Annotated in this window: 15 protein-coding genes and 2 tRNA genes; 3 read left to right on the top strand and 14 right to left on the bottom strand. The window is 72.2% G+C overall.

The window, feature by feature from the left end; all coding sequences use genetic code 11:
• Complete coding sequence (locus B085_RS45175; RefSeq protein ID WP_018564001.1) at positions 1-1,191, bottom strand: ROK family transcriptional regulator; 1,191 nt, start codon at positions 1,189-1,191, stop codon at positions 1-3.
• Positions 1,192-1,246: 55 nt separating this feature from the next.
• Here B085_RS45175 and B085_RS0138880 point away from each other — a divergent pair, with 55 nt between their 5' ends.
• Complete coding sequence (locus tag B085_RS0138880; protein ID WP_018564000.1) at positions 1,247-2,317, top strand: Gfo/Idh/MocA family oxidoreductase; 1,071 nt, start codon at positions 1,247-1,249, stop codon at positions 2,315-2,317.
• A gap of 73 nt (positions 2,318-2,390) precedes the next feature.
• On the opposite strand, the gene B085_RS0138875 is transcribed toward B085_RS0138880, so the two are convergent.
• The 3 genes from B085_RS0138875 to B085_RS0138865 form a co-directional block, all read right to left on the bottom strand.
• Positions 2,391-2,939, bottom strand: coding sequence for a hypothetical protein (locus B085_RS0138875; RefSeq protein ID WP_018563999.1), 549 nt, complete (start codon positions 2,937-2,939; stop codon positions 2,391-2,393).
• A gap of 128 nt (positions 2,940-3,067) precedes the next feature.
• Positions 3,068-3,421, bottom strand: coding sequence for an STAS domain-containing protein (locus tag B085_RS0138870; RefSeq protein WP_018563998.1), 354 nt, complete (start codon positions 3,419-3,421; stop codon positions 3,068-3,070).
• 152 nt (positions 3,422-3,573) lie between these two features.
• Positions 3,574-4,314: a GAF and ANTAR domain-containing protein gene (locus B085_RS0138865; protein ID WP_018563997.1), complete on the bottom strand. Its 741-nt coding sequence runs from the start codon at positions 4,312-4,314 to the stop codon at positions 3,574-3,576.
• Positions 4,315-4,486: 172 nt separating this feature from the next.
• On the opposite strand from B085_RS0138865, the gene B085_RS0138860 reads away from it, so the two are divergent.
• Positions 4,487-5,524 (top strand): glycoside hydrolase family 6 protein, encoded by a 1,038-nt coding sequence (locus B085_RS0138860; protein ID WP_018563996.1) that lies wholly within the window; start codon positions 4,487-4,489, stop codon positions 5,522-5,524.
• A gap of 21 nt (positions 5,525-5,545) precedes the next feature.
• On the opposite strand, the gene B085_RS0138855 is transcribed toward B085_RS0138860, so the two are convergent.
• From B085_RS0138855 to B085_RS52070, 5 genes are all read right to left on the bottom strand, one after another.
• Positions 5,546-7,474 (bottom strand): kelch motif-containing protein, encoded by a 1,929-nt coding sequence (locus tag B085_RS0138855; RefSeq protein WP_018563995.1) that lies wholly within the window; start codon positions 7,472-7,474, stop codon positions 5,546-5,548.
• Entirely contained in the window at positions 7,471-9,273 is a 1,803-nt protein-coding gene (locus tag B085_RS0138850; RefSeq protein WP_018563994.1) for a glycosyltransferase family 2 protein, read from the bottom strand. Before B085_RS0138850 ends, B085_RS0138855 begins: the two co-directional genes overlap by 4 nt.
• Before the next feature lie 430 nt (positions 9,274-9,703).
• The gene (locus tag B085_RS0138845) at positions 9,704-11,818 is read right to left on the bottom strand and encodes a SpoIIE family protein phosphatase (RefSeq protein WP_018563993.1); all 2,115 of its coding nucleotides are present in this window, start codon (positions 11,816-11,818) and stop codon (positions 9,704-9,706) included.
• Between the two features lie 135 nt (positions 11,819-11,953).
• A tRNA-Lys gene (locus B085_RS0138840) sits at positions 11,954-12,026 on the bottom strand.
• Entirely contained in the window at positions 11,989-12,345 is a 357-nt protein-coding gene (locus B085_RS52070) for a LuxR C-terminal-related transcriptional regulator (RefSeq protein WP_392614640.1), read from the bottom strand. The genes B085_RS0138840 and B085_RS52070 overlap by 38 nt, the downstream gene beginning before the upstream one ends.
• A gap of 1,372 nt (positions 12,346-13,717) precedes the next feature.
• On the opposite strand from B085_RS52070, the gene B085_RS0138825 reads away from it, so the two are divergent.
• Positions 13,718-13,790: transfer RNA gene (locus B085_RS0138825), tRNA-Lys, on the top strand.
• 74 nt (positions 13,791-13,864) lie between these two features.
• Here B085_RS0138825 and B085_RS0138820 read toward each other — a convergent pair.
• The 5 genes from B085_RS0138820 to ehuB all read right to left on the bottom strand — a co-directional run bounded on the left by B085_RS0138820 (position 13,865) and on the right by ehuB (position 17,914).
• Entirely contained in the window at positions 13,865-14,620 is a 756-nt protein-coding gene (locus B085_RS0138820) for an IclR family transcriptional regulator (protein WP_018563992.1), read from the bottom strand.
• A 216-nt stretch (positions 14,621-14,836) separates the two neighbouring features.
• Entirely contained in the window at positions 14,837-15,646 is an 810-nt protein-coding gene (gene ehuA, locus B085_RS0138815) for an ectoine/hydroxyectoine ABC transporter ATP-binding protein EhuA (RefSeq protein WP_018563991.1), read from the bottom strand.
• Positions 15,636-16,271, bottom strand: coding sequence for an ectoine/hydroxyectoine ABC transporter permease subunit EhuD (gene ehuD / locus B085_RS0138810; RefSeq protein WP_018563990.1), 636 nt, complete (start codon positions 16,269-16,271; stop codon positions 15,636-15,638). Before ehuD ends, ehuA begins: the two co-directional genes overlap by 11 nt.
• Positions 16,271-16,948: an ectoine/hydroxyectoine ABC transporter permease subunit EhuC gene (ehuC, locus tag B085_RS0138805; protein ID WP_026251888.1), complete on the bottom strand. Its 678-nt coding sequence runs from the start codon at positions 16,946-16,948 to the stop codon at positions 16,271-16,273. Before ehuC ends, ehuD begins: the two co-directional genes overlap by 1 nt.
• Before the next feature lie 48 nt (positions 16,949-16,996).
• Positions 16,997-17,914 (bottom strand): ectoine/hydroxyectoine ABC transporter substrate-binding protein EhuB, encoded by a 918-nt coding sequence (ehuB, locus tag B085_RS0138800; RefSeq protein WP_018563988.1) that lies wholly within the window; start codon positions 17,912-17,914, stop codon positions 16,997-16,999.
• Positions 17,915-17,924: the final 10 nt, after the last annotated feature.

Raw genomic sequence — 17,924 nt, 5'->3', positions numbered from 1 at the left:
TCACCGCGCGACGCCGTGGCGGCCCGCCCCCCGCACCCGTACGGGCGGCCGGCCCACCGCCGTCTGGCCGAAGAGCGGCGCGAGCGCCAGCAGCGCGGCCCCCTCGGCGACCACGCGCCGCCCGGCCGGGGCGACGATGACCGGCACCGTGCGTCCGGCCGCGCGCAGGGTCCGAGGGTCCATGGCGGCGGCCACCTCGCGCGCGAACAGCCCGGGGTCCGCCAGCACCGTACGGCCGCCCAGCACCACCCTGTCGAGGTCCAGCAGGGAGACCAGATTGGCGGCGCCGACGCCGAGCAGCCGCGCGGCCTCCGCCGCGTCCCCGCGGCCGACGGCGGCCAGGCACAGCGCCTCCAGGCAGCCCCGGTTGCCGCAGGCGCACACCGGGCCGTCCGGGGCGACCGCCTGGTGACCGAACTCACCGGCGCCGGTGCGGGCGCCGCGGTGCAGGGCGCCGTCGAGCACGAGGCCCGCGCCGAGCCCCGTCCCCAGGTGCAGATAGCCGAACGAGTCCCCGGCGCCCTGGCCCGGCCCGGCGCCGGCGGCCGCGTCCCCGCCGGGCGGGAGCACGGCGAGCGCCGCCGCGTTGGTGTCCTTGTCCAGCACGACCGGCAGCCCGAGCCGTTCGGCCAGCGCGTCGCGCAGCGGGTAGCCGTCCCATCCCGGCAGGCCCGTGACGCGGTGCAGCACCCCCGCGGCGTGGTCGAGCGGGCCCGGGCAGGCGAGCCCCGCGCCCAGCACCGCCCCGTCGGCGCCGGGCGTGGCCCGGACGGTCTCCCGGACCACCCCCGCCACCGCCTCCAGCACCTCCCCGGCCGGGCGGCCGAGGTCCAGCGGCAGGGTCCTGGCGTCCGCCACGCCGCCCGCCAGGTCGGCGAGCACCACCGTCAGTTCGTCGCGGTCGAGGTGCACCCCGGCGGCGTACCGGGCGCGGCGCGCCAGCCGCAGCAGGGTGCGCGGCTTGCCGCCGGTGGGGGCGCCGCGTCCCGCCTCGTCGACCAGCCCGTCCGCCCGCAGCCGTGCGGTGATCTTGCTGACGGCCTGCGGGGTGAGCCCGGTGCGCTCGGCCAGTTCGAGACGGCTGATGCCGGTCCCCGCGCCGCCCGTCGCCGTCCGCAGCAGGCCCAGGACGAGGGCGGTGTTGTGGCTGCGCAGCGCGGGCAGGTTGGCCCCGGAGATTCCCCTGTTCACGCCCCCATTGTCGGGCTCCCTTGCACTTTGGCAACAGCGTTGCTTAAGTGGTCGCATGTCTCCCGCACCCCTTCGCGTCGGGCTGGTCGGCTACGGTCTGGCCGGTTCGGTCTTCCACGCCCCGCTGATCGCCACCACCGACGGCCTCGTCCTTGACACCGTTGTCACCAGCAACCCGGAGCGCCAGGCGCAGGCCCGCGCCGAGTACCCGGACGCCCGTCTGGCCGACCACCCGGACGAGCTGTGGAAGCGCGCCGGAGAGCTCGACCTGATCGTCGTTGCCTCGCCGAACAGGACCCACGTCCCGCTGGCGACCGCCGCGCTGGAAACCGGGCTCGCGGTCGTCGTCGACAAGCCGGTCGCCGGCACCGCGGCCGAGGCGCACGCCCTCGCCGACCTCGCCGACGAGCGCGGCCTGCTGCTCTCGGTCTTCCAGAACCGCCGCTGGGACAACGACTTCCTCACCCTGCGCGGGCTGCTGGAGCGCGGCGAACTGGGCGACGTGTGGCGCTTCGAGTCCCGCTTCGAGCGGTGGCGGCCGAGCCTGAAGGGCGGCTGGCGCGAGTCCGGCGACCCCGCCGAGGTCGGCGGCCTGCTCTACGACCTGGGCAGCCACCTCGTCGACCAGGCGCTCACCCTCTTCGGCCCCGCCGTCAGCGTGTACGGCGAGCTGGACGTGCGCCGGCCCGGCGCCCAGGTGGACGACGACGCCTTCGTGGCCGTCACCCATGCCGGGGGAGTGCGCTCCCACCTGTGGATGAGCGCCACCACCGCGCAGCTCGGCCCCCGCTTCCGGGTGCTCGGCAGCGCCGCCGGTTACGTCAAGCACGGCCTGGACCCGCAGGAGGCCGCGCTGCGCGACGGCGCCCGTCCCGCGCCCGGCGCCGTGTGGGGCACCGAACCGGAGGCCGAATGGGGCCTGCTGGGCGCCGGCGACGACGTGCGCCCCGTGCCCACCCTGCCGGGCGGGTACCCCGCGTACTACGCCGCCGTCGCCGCCGCGCTGCGCGAGGGCACCGCGCCGCCGGTCACCGCCCGCGAGGCCGCCGACGCGCTCACGGTCATCGAGGCGGCCGCCGTCTCGGCCCGCGAGGGACGGACCGTGACGCTCACGCCGAAGGTCTGACCCCCGCGACTTTCGAGGTGTACAGCGCCCGGCCCGCGGTCCGCTCCTCCCGGAGCCGCCGGCCGGGCGCTCCTCACCCTCGGGCGCCGGGACCGCGGGAGTGGTCCGGCGCGTCAGGGGAGGGGCGCTGGGGTCGCCCCGGACCGTCCGGTTCGGGTAGCCGGGCGCGGAAGCGCACCAGCACCGCGCCGTCCGCGGTGTGGTGCACCCGCACCCCGTCCAGCGGCTCGCCCGTCCCGGAGCCGGTCAGCGCGCGGCAGAGGCGGGTGGGGCCGTCCGGGGACGGCGGCTGCGGCGGTACGCCGACGAGCCCGTCGGGCGGCCGCTGGTAGCCGGTGTCCGTCACGCACACCGAGCAACGGGCGCCGTCCACGCCCAAGGTGACGCGGAACCGGCGCGCCTGCCCGTACGCGACGACATAGCCGCAGGCGACAGCGACGGCCTCGGCCACCCGCGTCGCCGCGGAACCGTACGCCAGGGTCTCCAGCGCCGCCCCGCTCATCCGGGCGGCCAGGGCGTCGCTGCCGGGGGCGCGTTGCAGCGAGAAGGTCCAGGAGACGTCGAACGCGGATCTGCGCGGATCGGACAGGGACAGTCGTGAGGAGGCCGCGAGCTTGGCCATGGCCGGACCACGTCCTGAAGGCGTAGGAGGCACTTCCGGCGACCGGGGTCCTGGGCCGCCCCGTCAGGCTAGAACACCTGAACGCGGCGGGGCTAGGGCGTGTCGGGGGCGCGTGTGCGGCGCGCGCGTCAGGCCGCGGGCTCCGGCCAGTCAGGCAGGATCGTGAAGCTCCGGGTCAGCCGCGTCGCCCGCAGCGTGCGCAGGGTGAACTCGTCCCGGCACACCAGCCGTACGCGCCCGGAGTGCTCCTCGGCGCGACGCCGGGCGCGCACCAGCGCCGACAGGCCGCTGCAGTCGATGAACTCCACCGGCCGCAGGTCCACCACGATGTCCGGGCGGTCGGCACCGGTCAGCGCGTCCAGGGCGGCGGACACCCCCGGCGCGGTGAGGACGTCCACCTCGCCGCCGAGCGTCACGAGGGTGCTGGACCCGTCGGTGTGCCGGTGGATCCGGGGCGTGGTGTCTGTGGCGTCGTCGGACATGGGACGTCTCCGGGAACGGGAGCCTGGCGAGTGCGGCAGGGACGGGAACGGGACGGGACGCCACCGGGGTCCGGGGTGGTGGGTCCAGCCTATGCCCGGCGCGCGGGCACCGGCCCGGCCGAGGACGAATACCGGACGTCCCCGCCGGCGGATCAACTGCCGTGCCCCCGGAGGGCGTCGGTGTCGACCGTGCCGTCCACGACGCCCAGGGCAAGTTCCGCCAGCCGTACCCGGCGGGTGCGCGCGTACCGCCGCAGCGCCGTGAACGCCTCGTCCACGCCGACGCCCCAGCGTTCCGCCAGCACGCCCTTGGCCTGCTCCAGCACGACCCGGCTGTCCAGCGCGGCCTGCAACTGGGCGGCCAGCGACTCCTGGCGCTGCCGGGTCCGCTCCTGGAGTATCCCGATGGCGGCGGCGTCCGCGAACGCCCGGGCCAGTGCCACGTCGGAGCCCGGAGGATCCCCGGGCGCCCCTCGGAACAGGTTCAGCGCGCCGATCACCTCCGCCCGGCGCCGCAGCGGTACGGCGTACGTGGCGTGGAAGCCGCGGTCGCGGGCGAGCGGGGCGAAGCGCGGCCAGCGGTCGTCGCAGCGTGCCAGGTCGGGGGCCGTGACCACGTCGCGGCCGCGGTAGCAGTCCAGGCAGGGTCCCTCCTCCCGCTGACGCAGCAGGAGTTCGCCCGCCCCGCCGCAGCCGGCCGCGGTCCGCAGCTCGCCGCGCCCGTCGTCCAGCAGCAGCCCTGCCGCCGTCACGTCCAGCAGCTCCACGCAGCGGTCGGCGACCCGCTCGAGGAAGACCCCCACGTCGAAGTCGACGTCCAGGGTGTCGGCAAGCTCCACGAAGACCTCGGCGAGCCGCAGCTCGCGCGCCCTGTACGTCGGGTGCTCTGTCACGTCCGGCTCCAGCCCTCGGCGGCCACGGTTTCGCCGGGGGATTCTGCCATGCGGACAAGGCGCGGCATTCGACCTCAAAGACGCCGACTGACCTGATACGAGGACCTGTTGGAGGTTCGGTATGTCAGGATTGGCGGCGACCGGTCTCGTCCCGCCATCCAAGGGGGAGTGGATGTTCGGCACCAACACCGGCCGGCTGCGCAGAGCGGCCTGCGCCGTGTCCGCCGCCGGACTGCTCTCCGCGGCGCTCGGCGGCTGCTTCGGCACCGGCACGCCCGGGGGGAGCCAGGGCAAGGGCGACGGCGGGAGCCCCGAGACCATCAGCACCGCGGGCGCGCCGTTCTGGGTCAACCCCGACACGCCCGCGGCCCGTCAGACGGCGCAGTGGCGCAAGAACGGCCGGGAGGGCGACGCCGAGCTGCTGGAACGCATCGCCGGCCGGCCCGTCGCCGAGTGGATCGGCCAGGACGACGCCGGACAGCGGGCCCGGCGCTACACCGAGGCCGCCGCGCGCGACGGCCGGGTCCCCGTGCTCGTGCTGTACAACATCCCGCACCGCGACTGCGGCCAGTACTCCCAGGGCGGCGCCGCCGACGGCGCCGCGTACCGCGCCTGGGTGGACGAGGTCGCGGCCGGCATCGGCGACCGCGAGGCGCTGGTGGTGCTCGAACCCGACGCCCTCACCCACATCGTCGACGGCTGCACACCGGCGGAGTTCCACGACGAGCGCTACGCCCTGCTGACCCACGCCGTGGACACCGTGGGCGCGTTGCCGCGCGTGCGCGTCTATCTCGACGCCGGCAACGCCGGCTGGGTCAGTGATCCCGCGCGCCTGGCGGGCCCGTTGCGGGCGGCCGGCATCGCCGGGGCCGACGGCTTCGCCCTCAACACCTCGAACTTCTACACCACCGCCGCGAACACCGCGTACGGCAGGAAGCTGTCGGCGCGGCTCGGCGGCGAGCACTTCGTCATCGACACCAGCCGCAACGGCCGCGGCCCCCTCGACGGCGCCCACGACGAGGCCTGGTGCAACCCGCCCGGCCGGGGACTGGGCACCCCGCCCACCACCGACACCGGTGACGAACTCGTCGACGCCTACCTGTGGATCAAGCGCCCCGGCGACTCCGACGGCACCTGCAAGGGCGGGCCGCAGGCCGGTGACTGGTGGCCCGAGTACGCCCTGGGACTGGCCCGGCGCGCGGCCTCCTGACCGCGCGCCGGGCCCCTCCCGTCAGGTCACCCGCACCCAGCGCGCCTCGGAGGGCGTGCCCTCCTCGTCGGTGACGACCAGCATGTACCAGCCCGGCGGCACGATCGACGGGTCCTCGGGGACCGTCACGCTGACCGACCCCTCGCCGTGCTCCACGTCCAGCGCGATCGACCGCTGCTCCACGTCGGTGGCGTGGGTGACCGCGCTCGGCCGCATCAGCCGCGCCGTCTCGATGTGCTCCGCGTACGCGGTCGCGTAGGTGGCCGTACCGCCGCGCCGGACGGCCGCCGGGCCCGCGCCGAGCGAAGGCCGGGAGTCCCGGTAGTGGTACGGCGGGGTGTAGACCTCGATCCGCTGCTCGAAGAAGCCGGGCTTGGTGTCGGCCGCGTCGCCGAAGAGCGGGTTGGAGCCGAAGACCGCGACCCGGCCGTCGGGCAGCAGCAGCGCCTCGGAGTGGTAGTTGCGGCCCACGGACGGGGCGGCGGCCTCACGGAAGGCGTTGTCCGCCGGGTCGTAGATCTGCGCCCGCAGGATGTCGCTGCCGCCGCGGCCCCGGTAGTCGCGGGAGCCGCCGGTGGTGAACAGGGTGTCGTCCGGCAGGATCACCGTGTTCAGGTAGCGGGTGGGCTCGGGCAGATCGGGGCCCCGCGTGTACCGCGGGTCCGCGGCGTCCAGGTCCACCACGGCGGTGCGGGTGGTGGAGGAGCGCGACTCGCCGACCCCGCCGCCGCCCAGCACCATCACCTTCTGGTCCTGCGCGGGCGGCAGCAGCACCGAGCCGGCCGTCTCCAGGTCCTTGGCGTCCTTCAGCCCGTGGACCTCGGTGAAGCGGTTGGTGCGCAGGTCCCACACGCCCGGGACCCGGCCCTCGTCCGCCGGCCCGTACCCCGCGTTGGCGCCCGAGTAGAAGACCTTCCCGCCCTTCATCAGGAAGAGCGCCGGGTAGGTGGGGAAGTAGCGCTCGTTGGTGTACGTCCACCTCCGGGTCCCCGGGTCGTAGATCTCGTTCTTGCCGGGGACGACCTGGCCGATGTCGTCCAGCCCGGAGACCGAGAGCACCCGGCCGTCGGCGAGGGTGACCAGCGTCGGGTACCAGCGGGCCTCGTTCATCGGGTCGACCGGGACGTAGCGCTCGGCGACCGGGTCGAACTCGTAGGCCTGCCTGATCCCCTGGAAGTCCTTCTTGTCGAGGCCGAGCTTGGTGGCCAGCCCGTAGAAGTTCGCCCCGTCCTCGCCCGGCAGCCCCTGGATCGTGTACTGCGCCGCGGTGTTGACGATGCCCTCCTCGCCCTTGACCAGCGACTGCACGAACACCCGCGCCTCACTCGCCGTCACGGTGACCTTGCCGGTCCGGGCGTCGACGGTCTTCTTGGCGCGGGGCACGTTGACGGGGAACTCCGACCGGAACGAGCGGCCGTTCTCGTTGTTGACGAAGACCGTGCCCTTCGGGAAGTTCCGCGGCTTGTCCGGGTCCTCGTTCTTGATGAGCATCGCGCCGCCCGCCCGGTCCACGGCCTCCTTGAGCTTCTCGTAGCGGGCGGTGCCGCCGGCCACCAGCAAGGTCCCGTCGGCCAGTTGCGTGTGCCCGGCGCAGAACATGTCCTTGGGGGTGTGGATCTCCCTGAAGGTGTTCTCGGCCGGGTCCCAGAGCACGCTCTTGAACGACTTGGCCTTGAAGTTCCGCTCGTCGTTGCCGGAACCGGCGATCAGCAGCACCTTGCCGGTGCGCAGCAGCGCCGCGTGAATGGCGTTGACGCGGAACTCCTCCGGGACCTCGACCAGGTCCCAGTGGCCGAACTCGGCCTTGTACCCGGGCTGGTTGATCTTGTAGTCGTGGTACTTCGCGGTGGAGTAGCCGTAGATCGCGGGCGCGTTCATGCCCGCGAGCACACCCACGGCCGCACCGCCGACGGCCATCTTCCGCAGTCTGCGGCTGGGTCGGTAGCTCATCGGGCGGCACTCCTGGAACGTACGAGGGACAGGGACCAGACGGCGACCGGTGCCAGCGCCAGGAGGAACGCCAGCGTGGCCCACGTGCGCATCGCCACGTGGGTGTGGCCGTTGAGGAAGCTGGCGGCGAGCGAGCCGCCGAAGACGAGCAGCCAGAACAGGTGGATGCGGAAGGTCGACAGCAGCCGGTCCGGGCTCGCGGAGTCCCCCTTGGGGGTGACCACGAATCCGCTCTTGCGCCGCAGCACCGCGTCCATCAGCGAACGGGCGTAGATCGGCGCGGACAGCGCCGACATCACCATGCCCGCCGCGCCCGAGGAGCCCTCCGGTTCGTGGGGGCTGACGTTGTGCCGCCGGTTCCAGACGTACAGGCCGATCTGCAGTGCCGCGGCGTCGCTGTACAGCATCATCCAGACCTCGGAGTCGATCTGGATGCCGGAGGCGCCGAGGCCGAGGAAGAGCGCGCAGCTGAGACCGCCCAGCACCCAGTTGACCGCCGTCATGGGGTAGTAGACGACCATCAGCGAGTAGTTGAGCAGGCGCCCGGGGGAGAGGGTGAACGGCACCTTCCAGAACTGCTTGATGAGCGTCTCGTAGGTGCCGCGGCTCCAGCGCAGCTGCTGGGTGAAGAAGTCGGTCCAGGAGGACGGCCCCTCGCCGACGGCGAGGACGTCCGGGGTGTAGACCGAGCTCCACTTGCGGCCCGTGGCGGGGTTGCGGTGCCGGTGCAGTTCCAGGCCGGTGGCCATGTCCTCGGTGATGGAGTCGTACAGCCCGCCCACGCTCTTGACGGCGCTGATGCGCACCGCGTTGTTGGTCCCGACGAACATGGGGGATCCGTAGCGGTTGCCGGCCCGCTGGATGAGCGCGTGGAAGAGGAACTGCTGGCTCTCGGCGGCCTTGGTGACCGCGCTGTCGTAGTTGCCGTAGACCTGCGGCCCGACGACGAAGGCGACGTCCGGGTCGCGGAAGTAACCGAGCATCCGCTCCAGGAAGTTGGGGAGCGGGACGTGGTCGGTGTCGACGGAGGCGAAGAAGTCGTAGTCGTCGCCGTGGGCGTCGAGCCAGGCGTTGTAGTTGCCGTGCTTGGTGCGGGCGCGGAAGGCGCCACTGGGCCGGTTCCAGCGTTCGACGCCCATGCGGGAGAAGTGGCGTACGTTCAGACGCTCGCACAGGCGCTTGACGTCGGGGTCGTCGCCCTCGTCCAGGAGCCAGATGTGCAGGGTGCCGCGGTGGCGCAGGCGGACCGCGGCCTCCAGTGTCGCCCGCACCATCGCCAGCGGTTCCTTGCCCGGGACGAAGGTGGTCACGAAGGCGACCTTGCTGCCCTTCTCGGGGACCACGGGTACCGGATCGCGCGCGACGAGCGTCGCGTGGGCGTTGGACGTCACGTTGATCAGCCGGAAGAGCTCGATCAGGCCGATGGATATCAGCATCACGGCGTCGCAGGCGACCATCCAGCCCGGCGCGTTCTCGCGGCGGGTCCAGTGGGCCGGCTGCATCAGCCAGACGAGCAGCACCGCCGAGAGCACCGGGGCCGCGCCGAGCAGCAGTGCCGCGCGTATCCGGTGGGGCTCCTCCGAGAGCAGGCTGCGGTACTTCACCCGGTACGGGACGCCGGGCTCCGGTTCGGTGAGCGGGCCCGCGAGTCTGCTGTAGTGCTCGTAGTCGTAACGGGGCGCGACCGCGCCGGGGTCCGGCCGGGACGGGCCGGAGCGGGACTGCTGGGGTATGACGGGCACGGGTGTTCCGGCCCGAGGGTCGGTGGTGTACTGCTGGACGCCGGGTGTCGGCGGCATGTGGATGCTCCCCCCGAAGCATGTCGCGCCGCTGTCGCGGCGGTGTTGGTGCCCCGGGCGCTGCGGCCCCCCGCCCCCGGGGCATGCGTGGGCGTTCTGTGGCCTCCGGGTCGCGTGAGGCTGGCTATGACTCGTCAACGACCGGACGACCGAGAGGTAACGCCTGAATTCACCCCCCCCGCCCCCTGAGGGCCGTCCCCCGGCCCCACGCGAAAATGCCGCCGAAACGGACCCGTTCGTTCACCGGTAAGGGTGCATAGGTCCGTTTGGCGCATACATGTCCTGCGGTCCAAGCCTCCCTGAATGCCCGTATTGATCGCAAGGTGTGAAACGAGTTGTTAACCGGTCGTATGGGCGATTTGGTCCCGTTGTGGGTGGTTGGCCGGCGGCAGGGCCGTACGGCCGCGCGGCGCTCGCCCCGGCCGGCGGCTCAGGACTCGTCGGCCGCCTCGTCCTCGGCCGCCGGCGCCCCCATCCGGGCCAGCAGCAGGGCGACGTCGTCGTCGGGTGACTGCAGCCCGGCGCCCAGGACGACGTCGCAGGTGTCCTCCAGCGTGCGGCGGCGGCTCTTGAGCTTGAGGACGCGCATCAGCGTGCGCAGTCCCACGTCGATGGACTGCCGCCGGTCCTCGACCAGCCCGTCGGTGAACAGCGCCAGCAAGGTGCCCTCGGAGAGCTTGCGCTCCACCGTGCGGAAGCGGATCCCGCCGACGCCCAGCGGCACCGCGCTGGGCAGGTCGATCAGCTCGGCGCGGCCGCCCGGCGGCACCAGCACCGGCGGCAGGTGCCCGGCGGTGGAGAACTGGCAGCGGCCCGTCGCGGGGTCGCAGACGGCGTAGACGCAGGTGGCGATGAAGTCGCCCTCGGCGCTGCCGGTGATGTTGTCGAGGTGCGCCAGCACCTCGTGCGGCGGCAGGTCGAGCCGGGAGAACGCCCGGGTCGCCGTGCGCAGCTGGCCCATGATCGCCGCCGCGTGCAGGCCCTTGCCCATCACGTCCCCGACGATCAGCCCGACCTTTCCGTCCCGCAGCTGCAGGACGTCGTACCAATCCCCGCCGACCTCGCGGACGGCGGGGATGTAGCGGGCGGAGATCTCCATCCCGTCCACGCGCGGCGGCTCGTGCGGCAGCAGACTGCGCTGGAGGGTGAGGGCGGCGTTGCGCTCGCCCGCGTACAGCCGCGCGTTGTCGATGGAGATCGCGGCCCGGGCGGCCAGCTCCAGCGCCAGGGTCCGGTCCTCGTCGTCGAAGGGCTTCTGGTTGCGGGTGCGGAACATCCCGACCACCCCCAGCACCTCGCCGCGGGCGATGAGCGGCGCGGCGAGGTAGGAGTGCGCCCCCGCCCGTCTCAGTTGGGCGGCGGCCCGGTCGTCGCGGGCTATGCGGCTCAGCATGCGGCTGCTCACCCGGTGCACGACCACCGGCAGTCCCTCCCGCACGGTCTTGGTGATCAGCCGGTCGTCGGTGTACCGGGCCAGCTCGCCGACCGGGTCGACGGCGCCGATCGCCTCGCCGGAGTCGGCGGCCGCGACGGCCAGCGCCCGGAACTCGGCGGACTGCTGGGCGCGCACCTTCGGCACCGGGCCGCCGCGCAGCACCTCGTCCAGCACGTCGACGGTGGCGATGTCGGCGAGCGTCGGCACGACCACCGAGGCCAGCTCCTGCGCGGTCTGCTGCAGGTCCAGCGTGGTGCCGATCCGGGTCCCGGCCTCGGCGATCACCGCGAGCCGCCCACGGGCCTCGGCGATCTCCTCGGCCGCCTGGTGGCGCTCGGTGAAGTCCGCGATCGAGGCGGCCAGGCCGAGCACCCGCCCGGTGGCGTCCTGGATCCGGTAGTACGAGATCGACCAGGCGTGGTCGTGCTCCTGGTCGGCGTAGGTCCTGACCACCGTGTCGTGGTCCAGCAGCGGTTCCCCGGTCTCCAGCACCTCCCGCATCCGGGCCTCGATCGCCCGGAACTCCGACCCCCGCGAGATCTCGCGCACCCGGCGCCCCAGCATGGCGGCGGCGGGCAGGCCGTGCAGCTCCTCCATGGCCCGGTTGACCCGGACGATCCGCAGGTCGGTGTCGAAGACGGCGAGCCCGATCGGGGACTGGTCGACGAGGCTGCTGGACAGCGCCATGTCCGTCTCCACGCGGCGCACCGTGGAGAGGTCGGCGCCCAGGCCCAGCGCGTAGACGCCGCCGTCCACGTCGTGCATCCGCATGTTGCGGAACTCGACGTCGCGGGTCGTGCCGTCGGCGTGCACGATCGGGAACACGCCCTGCCAGATGGCACCCGCCCTGACCTGCTTGAACAGCTCGGTGACCAGCTCCAGCTTGTCCGGCGCCACCAGCAGCAGGCCCGCGTTCTGGCCGAGGGCCTCGGCCGCCGAGTAACCGAACAGCCGTTCTGCCTCCGGGCTCCACAGCACGATGTGACCGGTGCGGTCCAGCACCATCGCCGCGACCTGCAGAAGGTCGAGCAGGCCCCCGGGCGAGGCGGCCCCTGGACTCGGCCGGGCCTCCCTGCCCGTGCCGGGCGGCGGCGGATCGTGCGCGCGCATGGCCTCCTCGTGAGCCCCCGTAGAGCTCTCACATCGTCGTTACGGGATATTTTCGCACCGAGTCAACCGGGGCGCCGCCGTGGTCGCACAAATGAGCGAGGGCGCCCTTCCCGAAGGAAGGACGCCCTCTCGCTGTGCGCCGCCAGGGACTCGAACCCCGAACCCGCTGATTAAGAGTCAGCTGCTCTGCCAGTTGAGCTAGCGGCGCTCACCGACAGAGAGGATCCTACCCGACCTGTGGAGGTGCTTCCGACCACGTCGTCCAGGAGCGCGGGGTCGTCGTCCAGCCAGCCGAGGCGGACCATCTTCACCCCGGCCTGGAACCGGCTGTCGGCCCCTATCTGCTGCATCAACTCGGCCACTATCCGCCGCACCGTCCGGTCCGACAGCCCCAGCTTCCGGCCGATCGCCTCGTCCGTCAGCCCCGAGGCGAGCAGCCGGACGACCTCGCGGTGGCGCGCGGCGGGGGCGGCGCCGACGTCGTCGGTGAACAGGTCCGAGGCCGCGGCCCAGCAGTGCTCGAACATCTGCCGCAGCACGGCCACCATGGCGGGGCTGCGCAGGACCATGGCGGAGCCCCTGTCACCGTCGCCCGTGCCTTCGTCCAGTCCGAGCGCCGGAACGACGGCGAGAGTGTGGTCCACGATGATCATCTTCATGGGCAGCGTCGCGGCCGTCCGCACCTCGCCGCCGTCGTTGACATAGGTCCGCAGGTGTGCGCGGACGTTCGGCACGGCCGCCGCCGTGGCGAGGTAGATCGAGCGCTGTCGGACGCCGCGGTTGAAGAGTTCCCGATTGCGGTCGTCGGCTTTGAACAGGGGTATCTCCCCTGGAACGGTGGGGTGTATCGAGAGGATCTCGGCCGTGGCCGTGCTGGCACCTTCATCGAGGATCGCGGCGATCTGAGCCGGCTGGGCGGCGACCTCGATCCGGGCCTCGGTCAAGTGCCGCATGTGCACCGGCAAGAAGTCGCCGGCCACCTGGCTGAGCGCGGAGTGAGCCTCCGTGATCGTCCTGACCAGTGCCTCGGTGCGCTGCCGGCTGCCCTCGACCAGCTGGGCCATGGCGGTGGCGGGGGAGTGCACGGACCAGCCGCTGCGCGAGGAGGGGAACCTGGTCGTGAGGCCGAAGGACGTGAGCGCCTGGAGGGCGTCATCGAGCTCTGCAGGGGACCAGCCGGTGAGAGAACAGACGCTTTCAGGTGTCCAGTCGGCGTCGGCCAGCGCCAGGGCGTAGAGTTCCTGCGCCCGGGCGCGCAGAAGGTCGTCGTCGGTCACTGCCCGCACCCCCAATGCTTCACGTCACCCCCGGCTTCGATCAGGTTAAGGGGCGGGGCTCGTGTATGGACCCTTCGGGGCCCATCCGGTCCCATGTGTCCGCATAGGGCCATGTCCGAATCCGGAACGCGAAAACTACAGACCAGCGGCTTCCGATCCGACAGAATTCAGTCAGCCGTACGGTTCCTCCAGACCGGAGTAGCGCCCTCGGTCCCGCAAAACCCCAGCTCACACCTCCTGGACAGGTCTGCCATGTCATCGATTCGCCGCAACGTCATTCGTGCCGTAGTGGGTGTCGTCGCCGCCGTCTCATTGGGGCTGATCGGAGCGGCTACAGCTTCCGCCCAGCCCGTCCCGGGTGACCTCACCTGGGCGGTTGCCAACGATCTCACCTGGTAAATCCGGCGGGCAGTACCTCCAAAGACAACAACACCCCCCAAAGCCACACCCCCTCCCCCCACGCTGATGGGCCCGGCATACCTCCCCCCTCTTGCCGGGCCCTTCAGCATGCCCGCGTGCGGACGGGTGTCCGCGGGTTCGGCCCGTGCCGGCCGGGAGCGGCGCCAGGGTCGGCGGCGGTGGTCATGAGCACCCCCTCCGACCCCGTATGATTGTCCTGCACGCGCCGCTAGCTCAACTGGCAGAGCAGCTGACTCTTAATCAGCGGGTTCGGGGTTCGAGTCCCTGGCGGCGCACAGCGACAGGGCGCCCCTCCTCCGGGAGGGGCGCCCTTCGTCGTGTTCCGGTGCGTGCGGCGTGCCGTACGGCGTCAGAGGGTCAGCGAGAGCAGCACCGGCGCCGCGCGCTCGTTGAGGGTGTCGGCCGCGCCCTTGAGGCGGTGTGCCTGGGTGACTGGCAGGGAGAGGGCGAGGCAGCCGACCGTCTTGCCGACGGTGATCGGGATGGCGGCGCAGACCGTGCCGATCGCGTACTCCTGGAGGTCCAGGGTGGGCGTGCTGGCCGGCTGGCTCTCCAGCTTGGTCAGCAGCAGCTTCTCGCTGATCGTGGTCTTGGAGGTGAGCCGCACGATCTTGTGCCGGGACAGGTGGTCGCGACGCCCGTTGAGGTCGAGTTGGGTGAGCAGGCACTTGCCGACCGCGCTGGCGTGGGCGGCGAAGCGGAAGTCCACCCACTCGTTGACCTTGGGTGCTTCCGGGCCGTCCGCGAAGTCGACGATCTTCACCTCGCCGTCGTCGTAGCGGCTGAAGTAGACGGCGGCGCCGACCTCGTCGCGCAGCGTCATCAGGATCTTCTTGATCTTCTCGCCGAGCGCCAGGTCGCGGCTGGCGCTGCCCAGCAGGACCAGCGACTCGCCGACCGCGTAGCCGCCGCCGGGCAGGGCGTTGAGATAGCGCTCGCGGTTGAGCATGGCGAGGAGTTGGCCGAGATAACCGATGGGTACCCCGATCTCGCGGGCGAGCTGCTCGGCGGTGACGCCGTTCCTGTGCTTGTCCACGGTCTCGAGCACGCGCAGTGCGTGCTGGACCGCGTAGACCGGCGCGACCTGTCGGTGCTCAAGCGCCACGGTGTCCCCCTACAGGTGTGACCGTTTGCGTCCTTGCTGTAGCTGCTGGTCACGGCTGCCGGTCATGACAGCCGGGCCCGGCAGCCGGGCCGTATTCCACGATAGCCTCAATGTGGTTTGCAGTAACGCCCGTTGGCGCTTTATGTGGCGGGCCGCAGGCGTATACGCAGGAACGCGCCACTCTGGCATATGCCAAGGGCACGGACCAATTTTTCGTCAGAGCACCGCACCGAGGAATTCCCGGGTCCTGCCGTGCTCCGGAGAGCCGAAAATCCGCTCCGGCGGGCCGGACTCGACGACCCGTCCGCCGTCGAACATCAGTACGCGGTCCGAGACGTCCCGGGCGAACCCCATCTCGTGGGTGACGCACAGCAGGGTGATGTCCGTGCCGCGGGCGATGTCCCTCAGCACGTCCAGTACGCCGGCCACCAGTTCGGGGTCGAGCGCCGACGTGACCTCGTCCAGCAGCAGGATGTCGGGCCGCATCGCGAGCGCCCGGGCGATGGCCACCCGCTGCTGCTGGCCACCGGAGAGCCGGGTGGGGTGGGCGTCCTGCTTGTCGGCGAGTCCCACCAGTTCCAGCAGCCCGCGGGCGCGCTCGGCGGCCTCGTCGCGGTCCATGCCGAGGACGTGCACCGGGGCCTCGGTGATGTTGTCCAGCACCTTCATGTTCGGGAAGAGGTTGAAGTGCTGGAACACCATGCCGATCCGCCGACGTCTGGCGCGCAGGTGCCGCTCGTCGGCCGGCACGAGCCGGCCGCCGCGGCCCGGCATGTGCGAGAAGGGCTCCCCGTCCACATGGACGACGCCCTCGGTGACCCGCTCCAGGGTCATCAGCAGCCGCAGGATGGTCGTCTTGCCCGAACCGCTCGGGCCGATCAGGGTGACGCGCTCGCCGCGGCCGACCTCCAGGTCGAGGTGGTCGAGCACGGTGTTGTCGCCGTACCGCTTGACCACCTGGTCGAAGCGGACGGCCGGCGCCGCGGCGCCGGACTCGGTGGGGGCGGGGGACTCGTCAGTGAGCAAGGCGCTTCTCCAGCTTCCGCATGAGGATCGAGGTGGGGCAGCTCGCGACCAGGAAGACCAGGGCGGCGAGGGTGAACGCCTCCAGGTAGGCGAAGTGGTCACTGCCGAAGCGGTTCGCCTCGTGCACCATCTCGTTGACGGTGATGACCGACAGGAACGGCGTCTCCTTGAACATCGAGATCACGTAGTTGCCGAGGGCGGGCACGATCTTCCGCACCGCCTGCGGCAGCACCACGGCGAACCACGTGCGCACGGGCGGCAGGGACAGTGCGACGGCCGCCTCCCACTGCCCCTTCGGCACCGCCTCGATGCCCGACCGGTACACCTCCGAGGTGTACGTCGCGTAGTGCACGCCCAGCACGGTTGTCCCGATCACGAGCGGGTCCAGCCCCGGGACCAGCACCCACACCGCGAACAGCTGGATCATCACCGGCGTCGAGCGCACGAACTCCACGGCCGCCCGCAGCGGCAGCGTCACCCAGCGGCCGGCCGCGCGCCGCAGCACCGCGATGCCCAGGCCCAGCACGATGGCGAGCAGCGAACCGAACACCGTGGCCAGCAGGGTGATCCCGAAGCCGTGCAGGATCAGCGGCAGGCCCTCGCGGGCCGTCTCCCAGCTCCACATCAGGCCCGACCTCCCGCCGGCTGTCCGAGCCGCGCTTTGGCCACGGACTCCAGGCCGTTCATGGCCAGCGTGAGCGCGTACGCGAGGGCGAAGTAGATCACCAGCAGCAGCAGGTACGCCGTCGCGGTGTCACCGGTGGTCGAACGGAGCTGGTCCATCTGGAAGGTGACGTCCGAGATGGTGATCAGCGACATCAGCGGGGTGCACTTCAGCAGCTGGATCAGCAGGTTGTTGAAGGGCGGGATCATCTGCGGCCAGGCCTGCGGCAGGACCACCAGGCGCATCCGCTGCCACGGCGTCATGCTGAGCGCCACCGCGGCCTCCCGCTGCCCGCGGGGCACGGCGTCCAGGGCGCCGCGGACGACCTCCGAGCCGTACGCCCCGTAGTTGAGCCCGAAGGCGACCACGGCGCAGGCGAGCGGCACGAGCTTGAAGCCGAGGATCGGCAGCGCGAAGAAGAGCCAGAACATCTGGACGTACAGCGAGGTGCCGCGGAAGAACTCCACGACCACCCGGGAGCTCCCGCGCACCAGCAGCCGCCGCGAGCGTGCCATGAAGCCGAGGACGAAGGCGAGCAGCAGCGCGAGCGCCGCGCCCAGGACGGTGGCCTGGACGGTGACCCACAGACCCGCCCCGACACTCGGCAGCGAGTGAGTGAACTCCGTGAGGCCGGACAGGTGTTCACCGGCGTGGAAGGCATACGGATACGAGGACAAGGCGCCGCCTCAGGCCTGGCACAGCTGGGCGGTGCGCAGCGTCGCCGGCGGGACCTCGGCCTTGGTGAAGCCGTACTTGCCGATGAGGGAGGTGTAGCGGCCCGGGTCGGCGGTGATCTTCCCCAGCTCCTTGTTGAAGGCGTCGCGCAGGCCCTTCGCGCCGGGCCGGAACACCGCGCCGCCCGGGCTGTACTGCTTGCGGCCGCCGACCACCGGCAGGAAGGGGTCGAGCACCTCCACCGCGGCGCCCTCGTTGGTGCGGGCCAGCCAGCGCAGCGAGATCCCGGTCAGCGCGAAGGCGTCGATCCGGCCGGCGAGCAGCGCGTCCACCCCGTCCTGTTGCTTGGCCAGGGACTTCACCGAGGTCAGCGGCACCCCGGCGGCGTCCGCGTAGCCCGCCTCGACCGCCGCGCTCAGCACGCCGACGGTGGCCTTCTCGCGGGCGCAGGACACCAGGTCGCTCAGGCCCTTGGGGTTGCCCTCGCGGACCATCAGGGCGGTCGGCGAGACGAACTCGGGCTCCGAGAAGATCACCTTCCGGCAGCGGTCGGGGGTGATCGCCATCCCGGCGCTGACCACGTCGAAGCGGTCGGCCGTCAGGCCCGGTATGAGCGCGCCGAAGTCGGTGAGCGTGGGCCGCAGTTCCGGCACGCCGAGCGCCTTGAAGATCTCCCGGTGGAGGGTGGGCGCCTCGCCGGCCAGGTCGTTGCCGTCCCGGTACCCGTAGGGTGCCTCGCCCGCGAAGCCGACCCGGACGTACCCCTGCTTCCTCAGCCTGGCCAGCAGATCCCCGTCGCCGGTGGGCGCACCGGTGCCGGCCTGCGTACGGCTGCACGCCGCCAGCAGCCCCGGGACCGCCGCGAGACCGCCGACGGCCGCGGTACGGGAGAGGAAACCCCTGCGGGACAGTGAACTGCGCTCCGACATGAACCAGACC

The sequence above is a fragment of the Streptomyces sp. BoleA5 genome (genome assembly GCF_000373665.1).
Lineage (GTDB): Bacteria > Actinomycetota > Actinomycetes > Streptomycetales > Streptomycetaceae > Actinacidiphila.
The sequence above is the reverse complement of the archived record's forward strand: the minus strand, read 5'-3'. Positions and strand labels throughout refer to the sequence as shown.

Bases quoted from the DNA above. Each gene is read 5' to 3' on its own strand.
- B085_RS0138880 (WP_018564000.1), top strand. From the start codon at position 1,247: ATGTCTCCCGCACCCCTTCGCGTCGGGCTGGTCGGCTACGGTCTGGCC.
- ehuB (WP_018563988.1), bottom strand. From the start codon at position 17,914: ATGTCGGAGCGCAGTTCACTGTCCCGCAGGGGTTTCCTCTCCCGTACC.
- B085_RS0138845 (WP_018563993.1), bottom strand. From the start codon at position 11,818: ATGCGCGCGCACGATCCGCCGCCGCCCGGCACGGGCAGGGAGGCCCGG.
- B085_RS0138875 (WP_018563999.1), bottom strand. From the start codon at position 2,939: ATGGCCAAGCTCGCGGCCTCCTCACGACTGTCCCTGTCCGATCCGCGC.
- ehuD (WP_018563990.1), bottom strand. From the start codon at position 16,271: ATGTGGAGCTGGGAGACGGCCCGCGAGGGCCTGCCGCTGATCCTGCAC.
- B085_RS52070 (WP_392614640.1), bottom strand. From the start codon at position 12,345: ATGTTCGAGCACTGCTGGGCCGCGGCCTCGGACCTGTTCACCGACGAC.
- B085_RS0138850 (WP_018563994.1), bottom strand. From the start codon at position 9,273: ATGCCGCCGACACCCGGCGTCCAGCAGTACACCACCGACCCTCGGGCC.
- B085_RS0138870 (WP_018563998.1), bottom strand. From the start codon at position 3,421: ATGTCCGACGACGCCACAGACACCACGCCCCGGATCCACCGGCACACC.
- B085_RS0138855 (WP_018563995.1), bottom strand. From the start codon at position 7,474: ATGAGCTACCGACCCAGCCGCAGACTGCGGAAGATGGCCGTCGGCGGT.
- B085_RS0138860 (WP_018563996.1), top strand. From the start codon at position 4,487: ATGTTCGGCACCAACACCGGCCGGCTGCGCAGAGCGGCCTGCGCCGTG.